This is a genomic window from Paraburkholderia sejongensis, from assembly GCF_020880815.1.
In the GTDB taxonomy this organism is placed as follows: Bacteria; Pseudomonadota; Gammaproteobacteria; order Burkholderiales; family Burkholderiaceae; genus Paraburkholderia; species Paraburkholderia sejongensis.
The window spans coordinates 206,129-230,172 of the sequence record NZ_JAJITD010000011.1 but is presented as its reverse complement, the minus strand read 5'-3'; the positions used below and the strand labels follow the sequence as shown (position 1 = coordinate 230,172).

The following is a 24,044-nucleotide window of genomic DNA, read 5'->3' as shown; positions in this document are numbered from 1 at the left end:
GAAGCGGGATGATAATGGCGACACGGAGTATTAGCGTCTCTGATGCCTTGAGAAAAAATGGACCTCAAGCAAATCCAGTACTTCATCGCGCTGTTCGAAGACGGCTCGGTCACGCGTGCCGCGAAGCGGCTGAACATCGTGCAACCGGCTTTGAGCATGCAGATCGCGAGGCTCGAGGACGAATTGCATCAACAGCTGTTCGAGCGCGGCGCACACGGGATGGCGCCGACCGCCGCGGGACGGCTGATGTACCGCCTGTTTTTACCGATCGTGCGCGACCTTGCCCACGCGCGCCAGCAACTCGTGCAGCGCGACGAAGTGGTGACGGGGCACGTCGGCATCGGGCTAATCGCATCGGTGACGGAAAGCGTGCTTGCCGATTCGCTGTCGCGCTATCACGCGCGTTATCCCGATGTCGAAGTCACTGTCGCCGATGGCTACAGCGCGACCTTCATCGACTGGGTGGCGGGCGGGCAGCTCGATGCGGCCCTCATCAACAAGCCGCGCGCGCGCCTTTCGCTCGATTCGCGCCCGCTGCTCGACGAAGAGATGGTGCTTGCCACCAGCGCCGCGCACGGCCCCGACTTGCCGCATGCAATCGAACTCGCGCGATTGCCCGAACTGGAACTCGTGCTGCCCACCAAACGTAACGGCCTGCGCGGCGTGCTCGACAGCGCCGCGCAGCACGAGGACGTTCTGCTCGCGCCGCGCTTCGAGATCGACGTGCTTTCGACGATTCTCAAGCTCGTCGAGCACACGCGCTTCGCGACGATCCTGCCGCGCATCGTTGTCGAGCGCGCCGCGCGGCACGGCACGTTGCGCGCGCGCCCGATTCTGGCGCCTCGCATCGTGCGGCACATTGTCTGCGTGAGTCATCCGCGCCGCCCGTTGAGCGCGGCGGCGGAAGCACTGATCGAGATCATCGGCGACGAATTGCACCGCGCGTCGAACCTGTCGGGCGACGAGCGCTCACACACCACCGGGGAACGTTCGGCATGAACGCACGACACTGGGTTGTCGGCGCTTGGTGCGGCACGCCCAACGGCGACAGCGTCGGCACGCTGTCAACCATCGCGATACCGGAGCCCGGCGCAGGCGTCGCGGCGGACGGCCTGCGCCGGGTCCCGTCGCGGTATGTCAGCCGTTGCCGGCGTCGGGGCCTTCAGTGTCGAATCCGGCGGCCTCGCGCAGCGCTTGCAGCATCGCCCGCGCACCCGGCGAGAGCCTGTCGCCGCGCCGTGTGACGATGCCCGCCGGGCCGAGCTTCAGATCGAGTTCGAACGGCAGCGCTTCGAGCGCGCCGGCAATGCAGTACGGCCGCACCGGCTCGCGCGCGAGCGGCGCGATCATATCGCTCATTTGCAGCAGACTCGTGATGACCGGCAGCGAGGAGCTCTCGACCACATCCGTCGGCAACGCGAGCTGCCGTTCGAGAAACAGTTGCGTGAGCTGATTGCGCATCACGTTGCCTTTCGGCGGCAGGATCCACGTTTGCGGCGCCAGTTCGTTCCAGGTCAGCGTCTTGCGCCTCGCGAGCGGATGGCCAACGCGTGCGAATAGCGCGTGCTGTGCTTCCGCGAGCGGGGCGTAGTGCAGTTCCGCCAGATCGTCTGGATTGCGGATTCGCGCGACGATCATATCCAGCTTGCCTTCCTGCAAACGCTGCACCAGCACCTCGCTGAACTCCATCTCGATGTTGATGCGAATCTGCGGAAAGCGCTTCTTGAGTAGCGCCACGGCCTTCGGCACGAGGTTGGTGGCCGCCGTGACCTCGGTGCCGATCATCGCCTGCCCGGTCAGGCCAGCTTTGAGCGCGGACACTTCGTCGTACGCGTGCCGCAACTCCGCCAGCACGCTGCGCGCATGGCGGATCAGCACCTCGCCGTACCAGGTCGGCTCGACGCCGCGCGGATGCCGTTCGAACAATGGCACACCCATGGTCTCCTCCAGTTCCCGCAGCAACTTGGTCGCCCCGGGTTGGGTCATGTGCGCGGCGTCCGCCGCACGCAATACCGAGCGATGGGTGTCGAGCTGAACGATCAGCGCCAATTGGCGCGTCTTCAGGCGCGTGGGGTCGAAGCGGCCCGCTGCGATGGCTTGCGTGCCGTTGTCCGGTTCAAGTGCCGAGGTCATGAGCTCGCCTCCACGTATTCCGTATCGATATAGATTTTGCGTAATTTTTCATTATTAAAGCATATCGGACGGTCCTACCATGCAGCACACGCCCTCCATTTCAAGGCGGGCGGCTTCCCATCAGGGGTAACTAGCCGGGCTGCATCCGGCATCCGCGCATGCAGCCGCGCATGCAGCCGCATTAGGAGACGACAGGCAATGAACATCCGTACTGCAGACATTCCGCCGGAAGGCATCACTACCGACGAATTCCTCGGCCGCGTCGCCAAGGTGCGCAGCGCGCTCGACAACGCGGGCCTCGTCGGCCTGCTTGCATTCGGCGATTGCTGGCGTGGCGCGAACATCGGCTACTTCACCGAATTTCGCCCGCTCGACGGCGTATCGGACATTGCGAACGCGATCCTGCTGCTGCCGGTGGACGGCGACCCCGTGCTGTTCGTGTCGGATCAATGCTTCGATTACGCGACGAGCGTGACCGCCTTCGAAGTGCGGAGTCTGCGTGAAGTGACGCAACAGGTGCAGCTATTTTCGGCGCGGCACCGCGGCGGCAAGGTGGGCCTCGCGGGCGCCGCCTATATCCCCGCCGACCTGTTGCAGCGCCTGAACGCCGGTCTCGGCGAACTGAAGCTCGAACCGACGATGGTGCTGGCCGAAATCAAGGCGATCAAGAGCGAGGCCGAGGTCGCGCTGATGCGCAAAGCCGCGGCCTTGACCGATTCGGCGATGGCTGCGATTCGCGACGCGCTCGCCGACGGCCGTCCCTACACCGAGCGCGAACTCGCTCTAATCGCCGACCGCGCGATGCTCGCGGGCGGCGCGGAGCGGACCGGGTTCGATTCGATGGTGCAATCCGGTCCGCGCTCGGCCTATAACCTCGCGCGCCCCACCGACCGCATCCTGCAACCGGGCGAGCTCGTGATGACCGACATCGGTGCGCGTTATCGTGGGTACGTGGCCGATGGCGGACGCGGTTTCACCTACGGTCCGGCCAATCCCGAGAAGAGGGCGATCGTCGCGGCAGCGGCGCGCGCGGTCGAAGCGGGGCTGGCCGCCGCGCGTCCCGGCATGGCGGCCATGGAACTGAACGCGGTGATCCAGCAGGCGCTGGTGAAATCGAACTACGAGCAATACTCGAGCGAGGCGCGTGGCCATGGCACCGGTCACGGCACCGGCATGGACCCGGAAGAAGAAGCGCCATGGATCGGGCCCGGCAACCGGACCGTGCTGCAGGAAAACATGGTCTTTACGCTGAAGGCGACGATCACGGTGCCGAACGTCGGCGGTTTGCGCACGGAACGTATCGTGCGGCTAACCTCGGGCGGCGTCGAAACGCTCGACCAGTTCCCGATGGAATTGCACTGGTGAGCCCAATGAACGTCGCGTAACGTGCGCGCGAACCCGCGCCGCCGACACGCAGCAGCTCAAATATAGATTCCCAGAGAAGGGAGGAGACATGAATACATCGCCCATTTCGTCCGGCAACGCGCCGGCTATCAGCCGGTCGGCCGTCAAGCGTGTGCTGGTCGCCTCGGTGGTCGGGACCGCCATCGAGTGGTACGACTTTTTTCTCTATGCCACCGCTTCGGCGCTGGTGTTCGCCAAGCTATTCTTCCCGTCGTTCGATCCGGTGGTCGGCACTATCGCGGCGTTCGGAAGTTTTGCGGTCGGCTATCTCGCGCGGCCGTTCGGCGCCGTGTTTTTCGGGCACTTCGGCGATCGCATCGGACGTAAGGCGACGCTCGTCGCGACGCTGACGATCATGGGCGTCGGCACCTTCGTGATCGGCCTGCTGCCGACTTACGCGACGATCGGCGTCTGGGCGCCGATCCTGCTGGTCGCCATGCGCTTCCTGCAAGGGCTTGGTGTCGGCGGCGAATGGGGCGGGGCGGTGCTGATGGTGGTCGAAACCGCGCCGGCGAGCAAACGCGGTTTCCTCGGCGCGTTCCCCCAATTGGGCGTGCCGCTCGGACTGATGCTCTCGACCGCGGTGTTCAAGGCCGTCTCGAGTCTGCCGTCGGACGCGTTCTATTCATGGGGATGGCGCCTGCCGTTCCTGTTGAGCGTCGCGCTGATCGCGATCGGCCTGTTCATCCGCCTGCGCGTCATGGAGTCGCCGGTATTCGAACAGATCAAGGCGAGCAAGCAGGTCGTGAAGGCGCCGCTGATCGAATTGCTGCGCCGGCATCCGAAAGATCTCGTGCTGACGATCGGCACGCGCTTCGCGGTCGACATCACCTTCAACGTGATCAACGTGTTCGTGCTGGTGTACGGAACGACGCGGCTCGGCTTGTCGCGTGGACTCCTGCTCAATGCCATCATCGTGGGCTGCGGGTTCGCGCTGATCACGCTGCCGCTGTTCGGCAGGCTGTCGGACAGGGTTGGACGCCGGACCGTCTTCATGCTCGGCGCGGTGTTCGTGGCGATCTATGGATTCGCGTTCTTTCCGTTGCTGGAGACTCGCAATCCGAGCTTGATTTTCGTGGCGTACGTCTGCGGTATCGCGTTGAGCCAGGCGTCGGTGTACGGCGTGCAATCGACGTGGTTTGCGGAACTGTTCGGGACGCGAGTGCGCTATACGGGTGCTTCGCTGCCTTATCAGATCGCCGGCATCATCACGTCGGGACCGACGCCATTGATCGCCACCTATCTGTTCGCGACGTACGGCCAGACGTTGCCCATTTCGATCTATATCGCGGCGACGGCGTTGCTGAGCCTGGTGTGCGCGTTCTTCCTCGCTGAGACTTTCAAGCGGGATCTGTCCGCGGAGCCGGAAGACGAGGTGGCCGCAGCGCTGGGCGGGCGTGCGTCCGCGCACTCGCCGCATCCGCTGTCGCGCTGAGCGCCAATCTATCCGGTTGCGCACATCACTCGTTCGTCAACTCACCGGACGCCTCGACGAGGCATTAGACGAACAGTTCCGTGGCAGGGCCGCCGACATCCGCGCGCGCGTGCGCGATGACTTCGCCCAGCGGCTCGATCGCCGGCAACGGCAGCACCCGCATGTTCGCTCGTATCGCCTGGCTGCGCGCGATCGAGATCGGCAGCACCGAGACGAACGGGACCAGGCTGCTAACGCAGGTGCGACTGCAGCGCTGTCTCTCGCAGCGCGTCTGCCAGAAGTTGTGCGGCCGGAGTGAGGAAGCGGTCGTTGCGCGTGATGATGCCGAAGTCATCCATCGTGCAGGGAATGTCGAGCGGCAATGTCGCAATGACCCCGGCAGCGGCATAGTAATCCGCGACCTCGGCAGCGAGAATGGCCAGCATGTCGCTTTGTTCGATCAGACGCGTGATGAGCATGATTGCCGACGTTTCCACGACGTTGGACGGCGGCAGCAGGCTGGCCCGCTGGAACATCAGATCGAAACGATGCCGTAGCACGCTGCCGACCGGCGGAACGATCCAGGCGGCCTTTTCGAGGTCTGCGAGGGTGAGTCGTTTCGCTTCGAATAGCGGATGCCCGAGCCGCGCGACCGCGCACACTGTTTCATCCGCGAGCGGTTCGTAACGCAGTGCGAGCGTGTCGTGCTCGGCGGAAAGACGCGCGATGACGAAATCGAGCTTGCCTTGCGCGAGCCGCTCCAGCAGCACGTTACTGTTTTCAACCTCCGCCGCCACCCGGATGCCCGGATGCGCGCCCTTGACACGCGCGACCGCGAACGGCAGTAGATTCACCGCCGGCGACGTAATCGCGCCTACCGCGACCGCGCCGAGCGTGCCCACCTTCAGCGCTTCGATCTCCTGCTGCGCCTGATCGAGGCTGCCAAGCACCGAGCGCGCGTGGCGGATCAATGTTTCGCCATAGAGCGTGGGGCGCATCCCGCGCGGCAGCCGTTCGAACAGCGCCGTCCCCAGCATGTCCTCCAGTTCGCGCAAGAGCTTCGACGCCGCCGGCTGCGTCATGTTGAGCGATGCGGCCGCGCGATGTACGTTGCCCTCGTCCGTCAGCGCGACGAGCAGCAGCAGGTGCCGCGTCTTCAGACGCGTGCGGATGTACCACGGAGACAGCCCACTCACGGTTGAATCGATATCCAGATGAATATTGATAAGGCCTGATTCTTCATTGGTATGTTATCGAAAGCATCCGTACACTTCCAGCGAAACGACATTGACCTGGCCGGCACCCGACCGCGATGCTGTCGCGCGATCTCGCCGCAATGGATGTCGAAGACCCCATTCACCGTAATTCCATCGATGCCGTCGTCATCCTCACCGGCTCACATAACCTAAAAAAACACGTTGGAGACAAGAATGAACGACACCCACGCCGGCATCGCTCGCGAGGTCGCCGAAGAGCGCGACGAGCGGCGCATTATCGGCATGCTCACCCGCAAGCTGATTCCGTTTCTCGCGCTGATCTATGTTGTGGCGTATATCGACCGGACCGTGGTCGGCTTCGCGAAACTGCACATGAATGCCGCCGTCGGACTGTCCGACGCCGCCTACGGCCTCGGCGCGGGCGTGTTTTTTATCGGCTATTTTCTGTGTGAAGTCCCGAGCAATCTCGCGCTCGACCGTTTCGGCGCGCGCGTGTGGTTCGCGCGCATCATGGTGACCTGGGGCGTCATCACGATGGCGATGGCACTCACGCGCGGACCATTGAGCTTCTATGCACTGCGCTTTCTGCTCGGCGCGGCGGAAGCCGGGCTTTATCCCGGGATCCTGTACTTCCTGACGAGGTGGTTCCCGCTGCGCCAGCGTGCGCGGATCATTGGCTTGCTGGTGCTGGCGCAGCCGATTTCCGGCATCATCGCCGGGCCGCTGGCCGGCTGGCTGCTGTCGACCGAGGGCGCGTTCGGCATGTCCAACTGGCAGACGCTTTTCGTCGTGAGCGGCCTGCCCGCCGTGCTGCTCGCGTGGCCGACGTTGCGCGTGTTGCCCGAAACACCGGCCGATGCGAAATGGCTCTCACCGGCGGATCGCAGGTGGATCAGCCGCGAGCTGGCGGCCGATGACGCCGCGCATAAACTGAAGCGGCACGGCAATCCGCTCGCCGCGCTGAAGGACCGGCGCGTGCTGCTGCTGGCGCTGCTGTTCCTGCCGTTTCCGCTGTCGATCTATGGCCTGTCCTTGTGGCTGCCGACGATCATCAAGTCCTTCGGGGTCAGCGATTCGACGACGGGGCTGCTGTTTGCCGTGCCGTATCTGTTCGCGATCGTGGGCCTGATCACCGTGCCGCGTCATTCGGACAGCAGAGGCGAGCGCTACTGGCATATCGCGGCGCTATCGGCCTTTGCGGCGCTCACGCTCGCCGCGAGCGCATGGTCGCACAATGCGACCATGCAGTTCCTCTTCATCTGTCTGAGCGCCTTCGCGATCTACGCCGCCCAACCGATCGTGTGGTCCCTGCCAGGTCAGTTCCTGAGCGGCGCCAGTGCCGCTGTCGGCATAGCGACGATCAACTCGCTCGCGAACCTGGGCGGGTATCTCGGACCCTATGGCATCGGCCTCATCAAGGATGCGACGGGCAGCCTTGCGGCAGGACTGTACTTTCTCGCCGCCATGCTGGTGGTCGCCGTGGCCGTGACCTTTGTGGTGCGCGTCGCGCTTGCGAAGCCTTCGCCCTGAAAAGCCGCTCCCGGCGCTCGGGTCCCGTGCATCTCGCGACGGCACGGGACCCGATACGCTGCCGCGCCGGCATACCGGGTGAATGGTAGCGAGGGCGAGCCGAACTAACGAACCAGCTTCGGCTTCGCGAGCCATTCACGCCCTTTGAGCATCGCGTGCCAGTAGAGCGGCGGGAGGATTCGCTCTTTCAGCAGCCATGCGAGACGCGACGGACGCTGGCCGTCGACCAGCCACTTCGGGAAGGTGGGCGCAACTTTGCCGCCATAGAGAAATTCCGCGAGCACGATTTTGCCGCGCTCGACCGTCAACGGACACGATCCATAGCCATCGTACTCCGCGCGATTCTCCGCTTTCCCTAGCGCGACCAGAAGATTGTGCGCGACGACCGGAGCCTGTTTGCGGGCAGCGGCCGCCGTCTTCGCATTGGTCGTGTTCGCGGCGTCGCCGAGCGCGAAGATATTCGCGTAATGGCGGTGGCGTAACGTAGCCGGGTCCACATCGATCCAGCCCGCCTGATCGGCCAGCGGACTGTTGCGAATGAAGTCCGGCGCTTTTTGTGGAGGCACCACGTGAATCATGTCGAATTCGCGAGTGACCGTTTCGGTGGTTCCGTCATCGAGCTTGCGATTGAACGTCGCGAGTTTTCGCGGTCCGTCGATCGCGCATAAATTGAAGCGCAAGTTCAGGTCGATGTGATAGCGGTGGATGTACTCCATCAGCGCGGGCACATAGGCCGCGACGCCGAACAACACGTCGCCCGCGTTAAAGAACTTCACGTCTATCCGGTCGAGTCGGCCTGTGCGTTGCCAGTGGTCGGCTGACAGATACATCGCTTTTTGCGGCGCGCCCGCGCATTTGATCGGCAGCGGCGGCTGGGTGAACAGCGCGCGGCCGCTTTTGAGTTCGCGCACGAGTTGCCAGGTATAGGGCGCGAGATCGTATCGATAATTGGATGTCACGCCGTGGCGTCCAAGGCTTTCCGATAAGCCGGGGACTGCGTCCCAGTCGAGTTTCAGGCCCGGGCAAACAACCAGTTGCCGGTACCTGATAGCCTGGCGTCCTTCGAGAATGACCAGATCGTTGGCCGGATCGAACGCCGTCACACAAGCCTTGACCCAGTTCAGTTCACGGGGCAACACGCGATGCATTTCGCGGACCGTGCTCCGCGCGTTGAAAACGCCGGCGCCCACCATCGTCCATCCCGGCTGATAGTAGTGAGCGTCGGCGGGCTCGATCACCGCGATGTCGAGGCTGCGATCGCGAGCGAGCAGGCTCGCGGCCACCGCGGTTCCGGCCGCGCCGGCTCCGACGATGACGACGTCGTGTCGGGTGACGATGAGTGCGTCGTGCGTGGTTTCCGAGGCGGCAACCCGTTCAGCCGCGGGCTTGTTCATTTCCATGCAATTCTCCGGATGGCTTCTGTATAGAGCCATTGTGCTCGAAGTGCAGCGGAACCGGCTTTCCTGATCCCGACGGGTGCATCCAGAGAAATCGGCTCAGCACGTTAGAAGCTATGCCGCAACGCGACCCGCACGGCGACCTGATTGTCCGTCGAAGACGGGGCGCGCGTGCCGAGAATAAATGCGTTATCGAGAATCGATTGGGTCGAGTCGCCCGCGACCTTCTGATAGACGCCCTGCACATAGACATCCGTGCGCTTGGACAGGTGGTAGTCCGCCATCAGTCCGACCGAGTGGATCTTCGGACGCACGTTGCCCAACGAAGATTCGTAGTTCTGCATCGTGTACACGTACTGCGCGCCGACGAAGAATGCCGGCGTGAATTCGTATTTGCCGTTGACTTCGAAGTTCTGGTATTTCAGCGTGCTCAGTTTGACGCCGGGCGCGGCGAGTGGGATGCCGATATAGTTGTTGCCGGTCGGATCCTTGTAGTTCGAATTCGTGTAGCTGAACCCGACGGTGGCGGATCCGAACGCGTAGTTGATGCCGGCGCCGAAGATTCGCATGCGTGCGGCGATAAAGCTCGCATCGTTCGCCGTGATCGCGCCGATCGAGCCCGCACCGGGATTGTTCGCCTGCAGATACGCGGCTGCGATCAGCAGGCCGTCGTTCTCATACTGGCCGCCGAAACTGTATGCGCGATTATTCGAGAAGTTCGTATCGTTGCTGAAGCTGTAGACGCCGCCGAACTGAAAGCCAGCGAGGTTCGGGCTCGCGTACTTCACGCTATTGCCGAGACGGAAAGAGTTGTCGGTGTTGTCGTTGTCGTACGGATGCGAGAACATGAAGCCCGCCCAGTTGCCGTTCGCGGTGGTCTGCGCGAGATAGTCGACCACCGAGTCGTACTGGCGCCCGAGCGTGAGCGTACCGAAACGCTCGTCGTGGATTCCCAGATACGCCTGGCGCCCAAACAGACGGTCGCCCTGGAAGAAGCGGCCCGAACTTACGTCGAAGCCATTTTCCAGCTGGAATATCGCTTTTACGCCGCCGCCCAGATCTTCCGCGCCTTTAATCCCCCAGCGGCTGCCCTGCGCGTAGCCGCTCGCCATTTCCCACACCGCACCGGCTCCCGCGTTGTTGGTGTAGTTGATTCCCTGATCGAGTACGCCGTAGAGGATCACACTGCTCTGGGCAAAAGCGCTGGGCGCGGCCAGCGAGACGCACGCGGCGAATGCGGTGCAGGCAAGGCGAGTTTTTTTCAAGGAGGTCTCCAGAGGTTGAGAGGGAAGGGGCGCGCGGCGGCCTTTATCGACCGGGCGCAGCGAAAGGCGCTCGCCGCTGCGGACGGTGCCGCTGGTGGCGCGCGAAGGCCGGATTGTGCTAGTCCGCACAGGAAACGCGTGTGAGATCGATCCTTTGATAAACGTTATTTTTTCGAATGAGTGCCGGGTGATACGCCGCGAGAAAACCCCGCGTTGCGGCGTGTGGCGATCGGCGCGGCAGCATGCGTCGCGTTTCAAATCGCCAGAACGATCGACAAGGCCGGCTTGGCCGCCGGCGGCGTGAATGTTGTTGCCATGAACCGTGCGACCGTCGAAGCGTTCTACGCGCGTTCGAAGGTCGGGATCATAGCCTTAACGGGCAGCGATGGCGCTGCTCCAAAACGCCCGACTACGGCAACGCGGACATCGCCGGGCGGTCGCTCGAACCGGGCGGCGAGCCGTCCGCGAACGTCGAGGCCCATGCTGATTGGGAGAAAGCGGCACGCGGGCCGGTCGCGTCGAAGACGACGCATTGCGGCCAGTGGTGCACGGCGATCGGGCGGGAGAGGAGCAGGAAAGTGTGCGAGAGTGTTTCGCCGCGCGGCTCAAAAACATTTGAGCGCGGTGGATCGCGGTGGATGAATGCTTGTCGATTCATCGAAACGCCCGCGCAGATATGTGCGAGGCGGCACCGATGGCAGCCACGATGCGGGCGGCGTGGTTGCCGCCGCCGGTTTCCCAGCGGCCGGCTATTGCTACTGCTACTGCTACTGCTCGCGAAGTGCCGCGGCGGTTTCCGGCGCACGCGCCGAAGTACTCTTCTCATACACTTTGGCGCGCACGAAGCTCCACAGTACCGCCGCGCCAATCAGATCGAATACGGCCAGAAGAATAAAAATCGGCCGGTAGCCCACCTGACTCACGACCGCTCCAACGACCAACGTAAAGCACAGTTGGCCGATCGCGCTCACCATTCCCACGCAGCCCGTGACCGTTGCAACCTCGTTTTTGCGGAACAGATCGCTCGACATCGTGATAACCGTCACGGACAAGGTCTGATGAGCAAAGCCACCCAGGCAAAGCAGTGCGATCGCGGTCAACGGATGCTCGACAAAGCCGACGAGCGGCACCGGCAACATCAACAACGCACCGAATGTAAACGCGCAGCGTCGCGCGTTGACCACGCTCAGCCGCGTGTACTTGAGCAGCGCGCCGACGAGCGCTCCGCCGAAAACGCTGCCGATGTCCGCCGCGAGGAACGGCAACCATGCAAACATCGCGATCTGCTTCAGATCCATATGCCGTACGGTGCTGAGATAGAGCGGAATCCAGAAGCTGAGCGTGACCCACGTCGGATCAGCGAGAAAGCGCGGCAGCGCGATCCCCCAGAAATTGCGTTGGCGGACGATCGAGAAAAGGGACGGTCGCGCGGCGCTCGCCTGCAAATGCTTTTCCTGGCCGGAAAGGATGTATTCCTTCTCATCGGCGGAAATCGCCCGATGCTTCTCCGGAGAGTCGTACAGCCATAGCCACAGCGCCAGCCAGATGAAGCCGAGCCCACCGGTGACCACGAACGCGAACTGCCAGTTGTAGAACAGCGTGGCCCAGACGACCAGCGGCGGCGCGAGCATCGAACCCAACGATGCGCCGATGTTGTAGATGCCGCCGGCCAGCCCGCGTTCTTTCGCGGGAAACCACTGCGAGGTGGCTTTCATGCCGGCGGGATGGACCGCGCCCTCCGGCAGCCCGAGGAGCCCTCGCGCCACCGCCAGCCCCTGCCACGAATGGACCAGACCATGAGACATCGTGACCAGCGACCACGCGCAGCAGAACAGCGCGAAGCCCGCCTTCAGTCCGATCACATCGATGATATAGCCGGTGATCGGCTGCAGCGCGTTCGTGGCGGTAAACGCACTCAGCACATAAGAGTATTGCTGCGCGGTCAGATGCAACTCGTGGGTGAGCGTTGGAGCGGTGACCGCAAGCGTGCTTCGGGTGAGAAAGTTCAGGCATGAAGCGAGCATCACGGTCCCGATGATCCACCATCTCAAACCGACGATTTTTCGTCTCATTGCGTCTCCTAGATCTGTTTTTTTGAAGCACTCGCCCGCGATCTTGCAGATCGACGGGCGCAGGCTTGATGCGAACTTCGAAGGGGCGTTGCTAACTGCGGGAATTAGCGTCTTGGGCGGGCAACTGGCGATACGAGAAAAATCTGAAGTCAGCCGGCTCGCGAAAGCCGAGCATGTCGTTGGCCGTGATTCCGATAAATGCTCCGGTGAAACCGATCGGAGTCGCATATTCGTCACTCAGTTTGGTGAAATCTTTTTCCAGACCGAGTTCTGTCCACGCGCCGTCGTCCGTGCGATAGGAGAAGCGCAGCTTAGTGTCCTCGACGCGCAATCGCAGGCCGGTCTCGCCGTTTTCCGGCAGTACGGCGAGACGGTTGTTATAGGCGAAGCTGCCCGCATCCATCTCCATGTAGGAGAGGATTTTCGTGCCGTCGTCGTCGCGGGTGATGAACAGGTAATAGAACGTGCTTTCGTCGTATCGCGCCATTAGTCCCGCCATATGCAGATACGAACTGGGCGAGAATTCCAGCGCCGTTTCGACTTCGACTTGCCAGTCGCGCACGCGGCACGCGAGCAGGCTTTGATGAAAGCGCGACGTCGGCGACTCCTGGCCGCGTATGCGCAGGTAGCCGGGGCGCTCGTTCAGATTGCACCACGCATCGCTCTTCGGCGCGCGCAGACTTTGCAGCTCCAGCGGCAGCGTCGTGCAGCGGCCGAAATCGACGTGCCAGCTGCTATCGAGATTCTGTTCGACAGTCGATTCGACCGTGAAGGATTCCGACGGAATCACACCTGATCCGGTGAGACAGGGCCAGCCGTCGCGCCATTCGATCGATGCGATGCAAGTCTCGCGGCCCAGCGGCGAGCGTTTCGTCTGCGCGTCGATCGGGCGGGAACCGAGGTACGTCATATACCACTGACCATGCGGACCTTCGACCAGATTGCCGTGGCCGGTGCGCTGGATTCTTCCGTTCGCGTCGCGCGAAGTCAGCATCGGCGTTTGCGGATGAAACTCGTAGGGCCCGAAAATATCGCGCGACCTCGATACGCACGTCGCATGCGTATAACCGGTTCCGCCTTCCGCGGTGATCAGGTAGTACCAGCCTCCGTTCTTCATCAGATGGGGGGCTTCGTAGATCTGGCACTTCATGAAATAGTCGGTTTGCAGATTTGCGCCTTCATAGATGACGCGCTCTTCGCCGATCAGCCTTTGCTCATCCACCGAGTACTCGCGCACGATGATGCCGGCGAAAAGATCCGCGTGAATACCGCGGAAATCGCGGCGAATATACGCGAGCCACTTCTTGCCCGTATCGTCGTGGAACAACGACGGATCGTATCCGCCGGATACGAGATGCACCGGCTCCGACCACGGGCCGGTAATCTCCGGCGCGGTCACGAGATAGTTGTGCATATCGCGCAGCGGCGAGATCTTCTGTTCGCCTTTCCACGCCTTCGTGTCGGTGTAGACGAGCCAGTAGAGACCATCGTGATACGACAGGGCGGGCGCCCAGATGCCGCCGGAAGGCTGTTCCCCAATGAGGTTCAACTGCGAAAGACGCTCCAGCGGCGTCGCCTTCAGCTCCCAGTTGACGAAGTCTTTAGATTCGTAAATCAGGACGCCTGGATACCATTCGAATGTCGATACGGCGATGTACCACGCATCTTTACCGCGACATATGCAAGGGTCAGGATTGAAACCGCGCAGGACAGGGTTTTGAATAATGCTCATTGGGGCAGGAGTGTTGACGTGATTTGTCAATGAATTAAGTCAATGCGGTAAGTTACCGGTAACAATTTGAATGTAGCACAGGCGTTCGCGCTCGTTCAAGAGAGGTAGTCAAAGGGTATTCCCTCGCTTGCGGCGCCCGTATTCGGAGAACTGGCTCGCGCGCAAGACGGGCAGGTTGCTGCGGAAAGAGGCGAAGCGAATGGCTCCGATCGCAGATGTCGCACGCAATACATTACAAATATTTCAATGCCATTTGGTCATTTTTTAAATGACGTGCATGCTCTCGCGAAATGAGTCAATCGTGCCCAGAATGCATCCCGACACGGCACGGGCCGTCATCGAGGAGATCGAGCATGTATGTAGTGACCGGAGTGACAGGACAGGTGGGCGGCGCGGCGGCACGCGCGTTACTGGATGCGGGGCACGCGGTGCGAGCTGTGATGCGTGACGAACGCAAGGCCGCGCCGTGGCGCGCGCGCGGCGCGCAGATTGCGATCGCGTCGTTCGACGACGCCGACGCGTTGAGCAGGGCCTTCGCGGACGCGGCCGGCGTATTCGTGATGCTCGCGCCGGACTTCGCGCCCGAACCGGGGTATCCGGGCGCGCACGCGGCGGCGGCCGTGCTGAAGGATGCATTGACGCGGGCGCGGCCGGGGAGAGTGGTGGCGTTGTCGTCGGTGGGCGGCCAGCGCGAAACGGGGCTTGGTTTGATCACGCAGGTGCATATTCTCGAACAGGCGTTGGCCACGCTGGCGCAACCGCTGCCGACCGCAATTGCGCGGCCCGCGTGGTTCATGGAGAACTCGTTGTGGGATATCGCGCCGGCCCGCGAGACCGGAGTGATGCCGAGTTTTCTGCAACCGCTCGAGCGCGCGTATCCGATGGTGGCGACCGCGGATATCGGTCGCGTGATTGGGCGCACGCTTACGCAATCGTGGCACGGGCGGCGGGTGATCGAGATCGAGGGGCCGCGGCGCTACACGCAGCGCGAGATCGCCGCGTTGCTTGCCGACGTGCTGGGGCGTCCGGTCGATGCGCAGCCGGTACCGCGCGAGCAATGGGAAGCGCGGTTTCAGGCGCAGGGCACGCGCTGGCCCGCGCCGCGGCTCGAAATGCTCGACGGCTTCAACTCCGGCTGGATCGATTTCGAGGACGGGGTGAACGAGCGGGTGCTGGGGACGACGGAGTATCGGGAAGTGTTGGAGGGGTTGGTTGCGCGGGCCGGATAGAGGGGTGCCGGGCGCGGGAGGCATCGCGAATGAGCGTTGCGCGTCGTGCTAATCTTGCTGCCTTCGCGCAAGCCGCGCGTGAGGGCAGACACGATGAAGGAAGCCTTCGATCCGGACAGCACTGACCGGGCTGTGTTCGTGGTGAGCGAGCGTCACCCGGCGCTGGATGAGCCGTGGCGCGCCAACCGGCGCGCGCGGCTGATTCATGTGAGCGACGGCGTGTTGACGGTGCGGACCGAAGCCGGCCGCTGGGTGGTGCCGCCGGGGCGGGCGTTGTGGCTCGTCGCCGATACGCTGCACAGTTCGCATGCGAAGCGGGGTGTCAGGTTTTATTCGCTCTATGTCGCGATGGATTTGGCTGCGGGGCGTGGATTCGATGTTGATTCTTTGCCTGCGCGGACGGGGGCGTTGATTCCTGATGCGCTCACCTTGGCTTTGTTATCGGCCGCGGCCGATTTTTCGCCTGGGCATTCACTTGACGAGCCTGCGCGACGTTTGTTGCAGGTATTGCTCGATCGCATTGCGATTTTGCCGCGCGCGGCGCTTGGTTTGAATTGGCCGCGGGATCCGCGCATTCAACGGATTGCCGATTCGCTTGGTAATAATCCTGCGCAAACTCTTGTGCTTGAGGAGTTGGCCGCGGCGGCTGGGGTGACTGCGCGTACCGCGGCGCGATTGTTTGCGAGAGAAACCGGGCAGACCTTCGGGCAATGGCGGCAGCAATTGCGGTTGTTGGCTGCGCTTGGGCATCTTGGGGCTGGGGAGAGTGTTTCGCAAGTCGCGGTTGCTGTTGGGTATAGTGATGTTTCTTCGTTTATTGCTGTGTTTCGGGAGGCGTTTGGGGAGACGCCGGCGCGGTATTTTCGGTGAGGGTTTGGTTTTTTGTTTTTCTGTTTCTGTTCCTGTTTTTGATTTTTGGTTTGGTGGGTTTGTTCTTTTCGGTGTTCTGTTTTTCGGTGTTCTATTGGTTTTGGCCTTTCCTTGAATTCTTGGTGGTCTATTAGCGTTGCCCCTGTGCGGGGCGGCACCTACTTTCTTTGCGGCTGCAAAGAAAGTAGGCAAAGAAAGCAGCTTCACACCGCTAGTTCTTAAGCGGGAACCGTAGCGGGCCACCGGTAGTGGTGCATCTGGAATCCGTGTCCCCGCGCATTCGGCGGTAGTGACAAAGCCATCATTCTTCCGGCGGCGCTACGCGCGCCGAAGCCCCGCTCAAAAACCGCCCGCTATTTCCCGCCCCCCTGGTTTCCCTGGCAGACCCGTCCGCGACGCACGCAGTGCGGAGTGGGAGCTGATGACGGCTTTGTCACTATCGCGGAGTGTGCGGAAGCACGGACTCCAGATGCACCACTACCGGTAAGGGGCTACGGTGCCCACTTCAGAACTAGCGGTGTGAAGCTGCTTTCTTTGCCTACTTTCTTTGCAGCCGCAAAGAAAGTAGGTGCCGCCCCGCACAGGGGCAACGCTAATAGACCGAGAAGAAAGCAAGGAAAGGCCAACACCATGCGAGCACAGCCAAAAAAGCACCGCCCCGCACAGGGGCAGAGCTAATAGACCGACAAGAATTCAAGGAAAGGCCAACACCGCAAGAGCACAGCCAAAAAAGCACCACCCCGCGAGGACCCTCAATGTGCCCCCGCCGCATCCGCCCCCCCTCCCTTAACCGGCCGGGTAATCCAGATCAACGGAATAATCAAAAGAAAAATAACAGCCGACACAAAGAAAATATCATTCAGCCCCATCATCGCGGCTTGCGTATTGACAGTGAAATCAAACAGAGCCCGCGCCGACGGCGCATCCATATGCAACAGCGTTTGCGTCGCATCGATCTGCTGAGCAAACGCCGGGTTATTGACGGAGGCCTGCTCGGTAAGTCGCGCATGATGCAAAATCGTCCGGTTATTCCACGCAGTCCCCGCAATCGAAGTCCCCACCGCCCCGCAAAACACCCGCACGAAATTGGAGAGCCCCGCCGCCGCCGGAATCTTGCTTTGCGGTTGCCCGGAGAGAATAATCGCCGTCAACGGCACGAAAAACAGCGCCATCGGAATCCCCTGCAACAACGTCGGTATCACCAGATGCCACGTATCGATCTCGATCACATACTTCGAGCGCATATAAAACACAACCGCAAAGCCAACAAAAGCGAACGTCGAAATGATCCGCGCATCGGAACGCGGCAACACCTTGCCGAGCACCGGCGCAAGAATGACCGCGAAAACACCGAGCGGCGCGGTCACGAGCCCGGCATCGACCGAGCGGTAATTCAGATACTCCTGCATCCATTGCGGCAACAACACGAGATTGCCGAAAAACACCCCATACGCAACCGAAATCGCGACCGTCCCGCCGAGAAAATTACGCTGCGCAAACAGCCGCAAATCGACGATCGGATGTGCCTCGGTCAATTCCCACACGAGGAAAAACGCAAAACTGATCAACGCGACCAGCCCCAGAACCGTAATCACCGGCGACGAAAACCAGTCGAGATCCTTGCCCTTGTCGAGCATGATCTGCAACGACGCCACCCACGTGATCAGCAGGCCAAGGCCGATGACGTCGATCGGCGGCTTGCGCGTCGGCGTTTCGCGGGTCCGGTAGATCATCCACGTCACACCGGCCGCGAACAGGCCGACCGGAATGTTGATATAGAAGATCCACGACCAACTGTAGCTATCGGTGATCCAGCCGCCGAGCGCCGGGCCTGCGATCGGCCCGACCGTCGCGGTCATCGCCCACAGCGCGAGCGCGGTCGACGCTTTCTCCTTCGGATACGAGCCGAGCAATATCGCTTGCGACAGCGGAATCAGCGGGCCGGCCACCGCGCCCTGGAATACCCGCGCGAGTAGCAAAATCGGCAGCGTCGGCGCGATCCCGCACAGCCACGACGCCAACACGAAGCTCAGAATCGCGCCGACGAACAGCTTCACCTGGCCGATGCGCTGCGTGAGCCAGCCGGTCAGCGGAATCGACACCGCGTTGGCCGCGGCGAACACGGTGATGACCCACGTGCCTTCATCGACGGACACGCCGAGGTTGCCCGAAATCGTCGGAATCGCGACGTTCGCAATCGAGGTGTCCAGAACGTTCATGAACGTTGCCAGCGCGACCGCGATCGTCGCGAGCACCAGCTGGCCGCCTTCGAGCGGCGCCGGCGCGGACGGCGGCGGTCCCGATGGCGGTCCTGAAGGAGGTTGTGACGGCGGTTGAGGCGGCGACGCGGAGGCCGGCGCGGCGTTGGGCTGGCTCAAGCGAGGTTCTCCGGATGCGGTGCAACTGAACTGAACTGAACGGCCGAACGGCCGGGTGCCGAACGACGGACGGACTGACAACGCGTGTCGCGCACAGGTCGCACAGCGCGTGCCCGCTCTGCCTGCGGGCCGCAAGGCCGCGCGGCCGCGGGTCCGTCGAATGATCGAAAGAGCATACCCGCATTCGGCCGGCGCTGCCGTCGCCGCGCGGCTGCCGATCGGTCAATCAAATTGAGAAAGTCAGCGACGGTCACAGAAGCCAGCACAAACCCGGCGCGCGGCGTATGCTCGCGGCTGAGGTTGCAAAGCACTGCTTGCGCGCTGGATCGCAGGCGCTCGTTGCAGCGCAAAGCGGCGCCAAAGCGAAAACGAAAGCGAAAGCGAAAGCAAAGACCCGCAAGCTACTCATCTTTCCCGAACCCACGCGAAAAGGACCGCAACATGAGCTGGCAGCAATTCGAACACGGCTGGCGCCGCGCGCCGAACAATTCGTCGCCGGGCGTACCCGCGCGCAGCCTCGTCGTGCTGCTGCACGGCGTCGGCAGCAACGCGCGCGATCTGATGCCGCTCGCCGACATCTGGAGCGAAGACCTCCCCAACACGGCCTTCGTGTCGCTCGACGGCACCGATCCGTTCGACGGCGGCTTCGGCGGCCGCCAGTGGTTCAGCCTGCGCGACGTCAACGAAGCGAATCGCGAAGCGCGCGTGAGCGCCGCCTATCCGGCGCTGCGCAGCGCGCTCGACGCCGAACTCGCGCACTGGCAGCTGTCTTACGCGCGGCTTGCGCTAGTCGGCTTTTCGCAAGGTTCGATCATGTCGCTGCATCACGTCGCGGCGAGCGCGGAAGGCGCGGCGGGGGTGGTCGCCTATTCGGGGCGGCTCGCGTCGTCGATCGTGTCGGCCAACCGCGCGACGCCGCTCACGCTGATCCACGGCGAGGACGACGAAGTGATTCCGGTGCGCGAGCTCGAACACGCTGCCGAGGCGCTCAGCAACGCCGGCTATCCGGTCGACGCATACGTGCTGCCAGGCGTCGGCCACACGATCACCGCCGACGGCGTCGCGCTCGGCCGCGACGCGCTGGAACGCACGCTGGGCGTGGTGTCGCGCGATTGACACGAGTCAAATAGAAAGTTGCGCTAAAGATTGCAATCCGCTTGCCGTCATACGGTCATCAGTTTGACAATCACCCCGCCGCGCGCGAGCGCAACGCCCTGGTGGGCGTGTCGCGCGGCACGGGGGTCCGGGGCGCATTTTTGACCGTCCTAACGGCGGATAACTACATATAAAGCCTGCTTATGGCCAGACCGACGCCGCATTACCCGCTCTTCGAGCGCCTGTTCCGTCACGCCGTGGCAGTGGACCTCGGCACGGCCAACACGTTGATTCATACCGACGACGGCGGCATCGTGCTGAATCAGCCGTCCGTCGTCTGCTTCGAGAAAGAGCACGCGAGCGGGCCGAAACGGATCGCCGCGATCGGCGCGCAAGCGCGCGAACTGCTCGGCCGCGCGCCGCGCAATCTCGAAGCGGTGCGGCCGCTGCGCCATGGCGTGATCGCCAATTTCTCCGCCGCCGAACATATGATCCGGCAATTCGTCGACATGGCGCGGCCGCGTTCGCTGTTCAGCCGGCGTGCCGCGTTCACGCTGTGCGTGCCGGCCGGCGCGACCCAAGTGGAGCTGCGCGCGATCCGGGAGGCCGCCGAGGCAGCCGGTGCGTGGAAAGTCAGCCTGATCGGTGAATCGTTTGCGTCCGCGCTGGGCGCCGGTTTGCCGGTGCACGACGCGACCGGCTCGATGGTGGTCGACATCGGCGGCGGCACCACCGAAGTCGGCGTGATCGCGCTCGGCGGCACCGCGTACAGCGGCTCGGTGCGGGTCGGCGGTGACAATTTCGACGCGGCGATCGTCAGCTACGTGCGCAATCTGTACGGCGTGCTGCTCGGCGAACAGACCGCCGAGCACGTGAAGAAAACCATCGGTTCGGCCGTGCACGACGGGCCGCTCGAACAGCTGAACGCGACCGGCCGCAGCGTCGACGACGGCCTGCCGCGCACCGTGCAACTGAGCAACCGCGATATCGCCGAGGCGATCGAAGGGCCGCTGCGCCAGGTGATCGGCGCGGTGAAACGCGGGCTCGAAATGGCGCCCGCCGAACTCGTGACGGACATCGCGCACAACGGCATCGTGCTGACGGGCGGCGGCGCGCTGCTCGGCAACCTGAGCCGGCGGCTGAGCGACGAGATCGGCCTCGCCGTGCGAGTCGCCGACGAGCCGCTGACCTGCGCGGTACGCGGCGCGGCCGTCGCGGCGGCGGCCGGGTGGGTCGAGGAGGCCGCGTACGAGTGAGCGTTTTAGCCATCGAATTGCACAATGGCTTGCGCATGCCTTACGTCGAGGCGGGCGACGGCGAACTGCTGCTGTTCGTCCACGGTTCGCTGTGCGATTACCGCTACTGGCAGCCGCAACTGGCCGGCTTGTCGAAGCGTTATCGCTGCGTCGCGGTGAGTCTCACACACTACTGGCCGGCAACCGGCAGCGCGCCTGATCTGCCGTTCAGCTGGAGCGCACATGCGGCCGAGGTCGGGGAATTCATCGAGCGTTTCGATGCCGGACCCGCGCACGTGGTCGGCCATTCGCGCGGCGGCTGCGTCGCCTACCATTGCGCGCGACGTCATCCGGAACGCGTGCGCACGTTGACGCTGGCGGACCCGGGCGGGCCGTTGCAGGTTGCCGGACGCGCGTCCGCGAGTCCGCCGGAAGCGGTCAACCCGGTCAACCCGTTGCGCGCGAAAGCGGCGCTGCTCATCGAAGCCGGCGAGGTGGAAGCGGGGCTGCAGCTATTCGTCGATTCGGTGAGCCGCCCCGGTTTCTGGGCGATGAGCACGCCGGCTTTCCGGCGCATGGCGACCGACAACGCGCACACGCTCGCGCGGCAATTGCGCGATCCGTTGCCGGCCTACGTCCCCGAGGACGCGGCCGATTTACTTTGCCCGGTGCTATTGATCGACGGCGAGAAAAGCCCCGACATGTTCCGGCGCACGGTGACCGCGTTGCAGTCGTGGCTGCCGGATGCGCGTCGCGCAACGGTGCGCGGCGCGTCACATGGAATGAACCTCGCGCATCCGTCGGCGTTCAATCGCTACGTGGACGAATTCATTCAGGCAGTGAACGCGCGTTAAACGCGCAGCGTCAAGCCTTCCGATGCGCGTCCGCATCGAGCGCGCGTTCGGCCGCTTCGCCGACGAGCCCGTGATAGTACAGATGCACGCCGATCGCGAGCGAGTCGTTGCGGATCTCATGGAAAACCTTCCATGCCTTCACCGGATCCTTGAACAGCAGATAGTGCGCTTCCTGCGCGAGCAGATCCGCGACTTCATGCAGCCCATGTCCGTGCAGTACGTTCACCAGCGTATCGAGACTGCGATGCGTGCGCGCGTCGGTACGCGGATAAAGCATATGCAGCACCGCGACGTCCTGCGCCTTCAGCGCGGCCGATAACGCGACGACGATGTCCTGATGGTTGAGCGCGGTAACGGTGGTGTCTTCGCTGTGAAGATGATCCGGAAACAGCGTTTCGAGAGAGGCATTCATTTGTGTCGTTCCTGTTGTTCTGTGATCAAAAAAGCCCGCGTCGGGAAGCGGGCTACAAGCATCGATGCACGAAACCAGTATCGCAGATGCATACCGGCCGTCTCAGTGTGCTGATCGCAAAACATTGTTGCGGCAACTGTCCCCGCTTTCAGACAACTTTCATCTCGCGGAAGAGGGCGGTGCACGAGTCGGATAAGCCGCTGAAATGCCGCATTAATCCCGGCACGCGCGCCCATGACAACAGTATTGCAACGAGTGTTGCGTACGCCGAGATGGATTGTTGCAATCAATCGATCCAATCAACGACAGCCTGCCCCGTAGAATGCGCAGCGGAGCCGGCGCATGCCGTACCCGCTCGAGCGCGCCGCTAGCGCGCCTCGCGGTGCGAGCCGCGTGCCTGCCGGCACAGGTGCGGTACCAAGCAAAAGGAAGATGTAGATGAACTCGAAGTCACACGCCACGCTGAGCTTCTCCGACAGCGACAAGACCATCGATCTGCCGATCTATCAGGGCACGCTGGGCCCCGACGTCATCGACATTCGCAAGCTCTACGGCCAGACCGGCAAATTCACGTACGACCCGGGCTTCATGTCGACGGCGTCGTGCAACTCGGAAATCACGTATATCGACGGCGACAAGGGCGAGCTGCTGTACCGCGGTTATCCGATCGACAACCTCGCGCAGAACGCCGACTTCCTCGAGACCTGCTATCTGCTGCTGAAGGGCGAGCTGCCGAACGCGCAGCAAAAGGCCGAGTTCGAACAGACGGTCACGCAGCACACGATGGTGCACGAGCAGATGCACTTCTTCTTCCGCGGCTTTCGCCGCGACGCGCATCCGATGGCGATTCTGGTCGCCGCGGTCGGCGCATTGTCGGCGTTCTATCACGACTCGCTCGACATCACGAACCAGCAGCATCGCGACGTTTCGGCGGTGCGCATGATCGCCAAGCTGCCGACGCTCGTCGCGATGGCGTACAAGTACACGGTCGGTCAGCCGTTCGTTTATCCGAAGAACGACCTGTCGTACAGCGCGAACTTCATGCACATGATGTTCTCGAACCCGGCCGAAGAGTACAAGGTCAACGACGTGCTGGTGCGTGCGCTCGACCGTATCCTGATCCTGCACGCGGACCACGAGCAGAATGCCTCGACCTCGACCGTGCGTCTGGCCGGTTCGTCGGGTGCCAATCCGTTCGCGTGTATCGCTGCCGGTATCGCCTGTCTGTGGGGCCCGGCGCACGGCGGCGCGAACGAAGCCGCGCTGAACATGCTGGAAGAGATCGGCTCGGTCGACAACATTCCCGAGTTCATCAAGCAGGTGAAGGACAAGAACTCGGGCGTGAAGCTGATGGGCTTCGGCCACCGCGTGTACAAGAACTACGACCCGCGCGCGAAGCTGATGCGCGAGACCTGCCACGAAGTGCTCGAAGAGCTGGGCCTGCACGACGACCCGCTGTTCAAGCTCGCAATGGCACTCGAAAAGATCGCGCTCGAAGACGAGTACTTCGTGTCGCGCAAGCTGTACCCGAACGTCGACTTCTACTCGGGTATCGTGCAGCGCGCGCTGGGCATTCCGACCGCGATGTTCACGTGTATCTTCGCGATGGCACGTACGGTCGGCTGGATTGCGCAGTGGAACGAAATGATTGCGGACCCCGAACAGAAGATCGGCCGCCCGCGTCAGCTGTTCATCGGCGAAACGGCGCGCGAAGCGAAGCCGCTCGCCCAGCGTTAAAGGCAGCGCTAAACCCAGCGCCAAGCCATTAACGCGTCAATGCATTAGCGTGTTTCAACTCACGGCCGCT

18 protein-coding genes and 1 pseudogene are annotated in these 24,044 nt (G+C 62.8%); 10 read left to right on the top strand and 9 right to left on the bottom strand.

Annotation, left to right across the window (positions count from 1 at the left end; genetic code table 11):
• The first annotated feature begins 57 nt into the window (after positions 1–57).
• The gene (locus LJ656_RS22465) at positions 58–999 is read left to right on the top strand and encodes a LysR family transcriptional regulator (RefSeq protein ID WP_230511618.1); all 942 of its coding nucleotides are present in this window, start codon (positions 58–60) and stop codon (positions 997–999) included.
• Between the two features lie 138 nt (positions 1,000–1,137).
• On the opposite strand, the gene LJ656_RS22460 is transcribed toward LJ656_RS22465, so the two are convergent.
• A complete protein-coding gene (locus LJ656_RS22460) occupies positions 1,138–2,133 on the bottom strand; it encodes a LysR substrate-binding domain-containing protein (RefSeq protein ID WP_230511617.1) in 996 nt (331 codons plus the stop codon).
• A 198-nt stretch (positions 2,134–2,331) separates the two neighbouring features.
• Here LJ656_RS22460 and LJ656_RS22455 point away from each other — a divergent pair, with 198 nt between their 5' ends.
• Both LJ656_RS22455 and LJ656_RS22450 read left to right on the top strand, forming a co-directional pair.
• Positions 2,332–3,498 (top strand): M24 family metallopeptidase, encoded by a 1,167-nt coding sequence (locus LJ656_RS22455; protein ID WP_230511616.1) that lies wholly within the window; start codon positions 2,332–2,334, stop codon positions 3,496–3,498.
• An 88-nt stretch (positions 3,499–3,586) separates the two neighbouring features.
• Positions 3,587–4,972: an MFS transporter gene (locus tag LJ656_RS22450; protein WP_230511615.1), complete on the top strand. Its 1,386-nt coding sequence runs from the start codon at positions 3,587–3,589 to the stop codon at positions 4,970–4,972.
• 230 nt (positions 4,973–5,202) lie between these two features.
• On the opposite strand, the gene LJ656_RS22445 is transcribed toward LJ656_RS22450, so the two are convergent.
• Positions 5,203–6,147 carry a LysR family transcriptional regulator gene (locus LJ656_RS22445; protein ID WP_230511614.1) on the bottom strand — a complete coding sequence of 315 codons (945 nt, stop codon included), beginning with the start codon at positions 6,145–6,147 and terminating at the stop codon, positions 5,203–5,205.
• Between the two features lie 234 nt (positions 6,148–6,381).
• On the opposite strand from LJ656_RS22445, the gene LJ656_RS22440 reads away from it, so the two are divergent.
• Positions 6,382–7,698, top strand: coding sequence for an MFS transporter (locus LJ656_RS22440; protein WP_230511613.1), 1,317 nt, complete (start codon positions 6,382–6,384; stop codon positions 7,696–7,698).
• A 104-nt stretch (positions 7,699–7,802) separates the two neighbouring features.
• Here LJ656_RS22440 and LJ656_RS22435 read toward each other — a convergent pair.
• From LJ656_RS22435 to LJ656_RS22415, 5 genes and pseudogenes are all read right to left on the bottom strand, one after another.
• A pseudogene (locus LJ656_RS22435) lies at positions 7,803–9,023 on the bottom strand (NAD(P)/FAD-dependent oxidoreductase); the annotation flags it as partial.
• Positions 9,024–9,202: 179 nt separating this feature from the next.
• Positions 9,203–10,360 (bottom strand): porin, encoded by a 1,158-nt coding sequence (locus tag LJ656_RS22430; protein ID WP_230511612.1) that lies wholly within the window; start codon positions 10,358–10,360, stop codon positions 9,203–9,205.
• Positions 10,361–10,769: 409 nt separating this feature from the next.
• Positions 10,770–11,018: a hypothetical protein gene (locus tag LJ656_RS22425; RefSeq protein ID WP_230511611.1), complete on the bottom strand. Its 249-nt coding sequence runs from the start codon at positions 11,016–11,018 to the stop codon at positions 10,770–10,772.
• A 109-nt stretch (positions 11,019–11,127) separates the two neighbouring features.
• Positions 11,128–12,384: an MFS transporter gene (locus tag LJ656_RS22420; RefSeq protein WP_230511729.1), complete on the bottom strand. Its 1,257-nt coding sequence runs from the start codon at positions 12,382–12,384 to the stop codon at positions 11,128–11,130.
• Between the two features lie 139 nt (positions 12,385–12,523).
• Entirely contained in the window at positions 12,524–14,164 is a 1,641-nt protein-coding gene (locus LJ656_RS22415) for a glycoside hydrolase family 43 protein (protein ID WP_230511609.1), read from the bottom strand.
• Positions 14,165–14,517: 353 nt separating this feature from the next.
• On the opposite strand from LJ656_RS22415, the gene LJ656_RS22410 reads away from it, so the two are divergent.
• Complete coding sequence (locus LJ656_RS22410) at positions 14,518–15,393, top strand: NmrA family NAD(P)-binding protein (RefSeq protein WP_230511608.1); 876 nt, start codon at positions 14,518–14,520, stop codon at positions 15,391–15,393.
• 93 nt (positions 15,394–15,486) lie between these two features.
• Positions 15,487–16,263 (top strand): AraC family transcriptional regulator, encoded by a 777-nt coding sequence (locus LJ656_RS22405; protein WP_230511606.1) that lies wholly within the window; start codon positions 15,487–15,489, stop codon positions 16,261–16,263.
• Between the two features lie 752 nt (positions 16,264–17,015).
• Here LJ656_RS22405 and LJ656_RS22400 read toward each other — a convergent pair.
• Positions 17,016–18,641: a DHA2 family efflux MFS transporter permease subunit gene (locus LJ656_RS22400; RefSeq protein ID WP_329958890.1), complete on the bottom strand. Its 1,626-nt coding sequence runs from the start codon at positions 18,639–18,641 to the stop codon at positions 17,016–17,018.
• A 441-nt stretch (positions 18,642–19,082) separates the two neighbouring features.
• Here LJ656_RS22400 and LJ656_RS22395 point away from each other — a divergent pair, with 441 nt between their 5' ends.
• The 3 genes from LJ656_RS22395 (at position 19,083) to LJ656_RS22385 (ending at position 21,825) form a co-directional block, all read left to right on the top strand.
• A complete protein-coding gene (locus tag LJ656_RS22395; protein ID WP_230511605.1) occupies positions 19,083–19,757 on the top strand; it encodes an alpha/beta hydrolase in 675 nt (224 codons plus the stop codon).
• Positions 19,758–19,939: 182 nt separating this feature from the next.
• The gene (mreB, locus tag LJ656_RS22390) at positions 19,940–20,992 is read left to right on the top strand and encodes a rod shape-determining protein (RefSeq protein ID WP_230511604.1); all 1,053 of its coding nucleotides are present in this window, start codon (positions 19,940–19,942) and stop codon (positions 20,990–20,992) included.
• A 35-nt stretch (positions 20,993–21,027) separates the two neighbouring features.
• On the top strand, positions 21,028–21,825 hold the full coding sequence (locus tag LJ656_RS22385) for an alpha/beta fold hydrolase (protein WP_230511727.1): 798 nt from the start codon (positions 21,028–21,030) through the stop codon (positions 21,823–21,825).
• Between the two features lie 10 nt (positions 21,826–21,835).
• Here the strand turns inward: LJ656_RS22385 and LJ656_RS22380 are convergent, their stop codons facing one another.
• Positions 21,836–22,237 (bottom strand): hypothetical protein, encoded by a 402-nt coding sequence (locus tag LJ656_RS22380; protein WP_230511603.1) that lies wholly within the window; start codon positions 22,235–22,237, stop codon positions 21,836–21,838.
• Between the two features lie 438 nt (positions 22,238–22,675).
• On the opposite strand from LJ656_RS22380, the gene gltA reads away from it, so the two are divergent.
• Positions 22,676–23,974 carry a citrate synthase gene (gene gltA, locus LJ656_RS22375; protein ID WP_230511602.1) on the top strand — a complete coding sequence of 433 codons (1,299 nt, stop codon included), beginning with the start codon at positions 22,676–22,678 and terminating at the stop codon, positions 23,972–23,974.
• Positions 23,975–24,044: the final 70 nt, after the last annotated feature.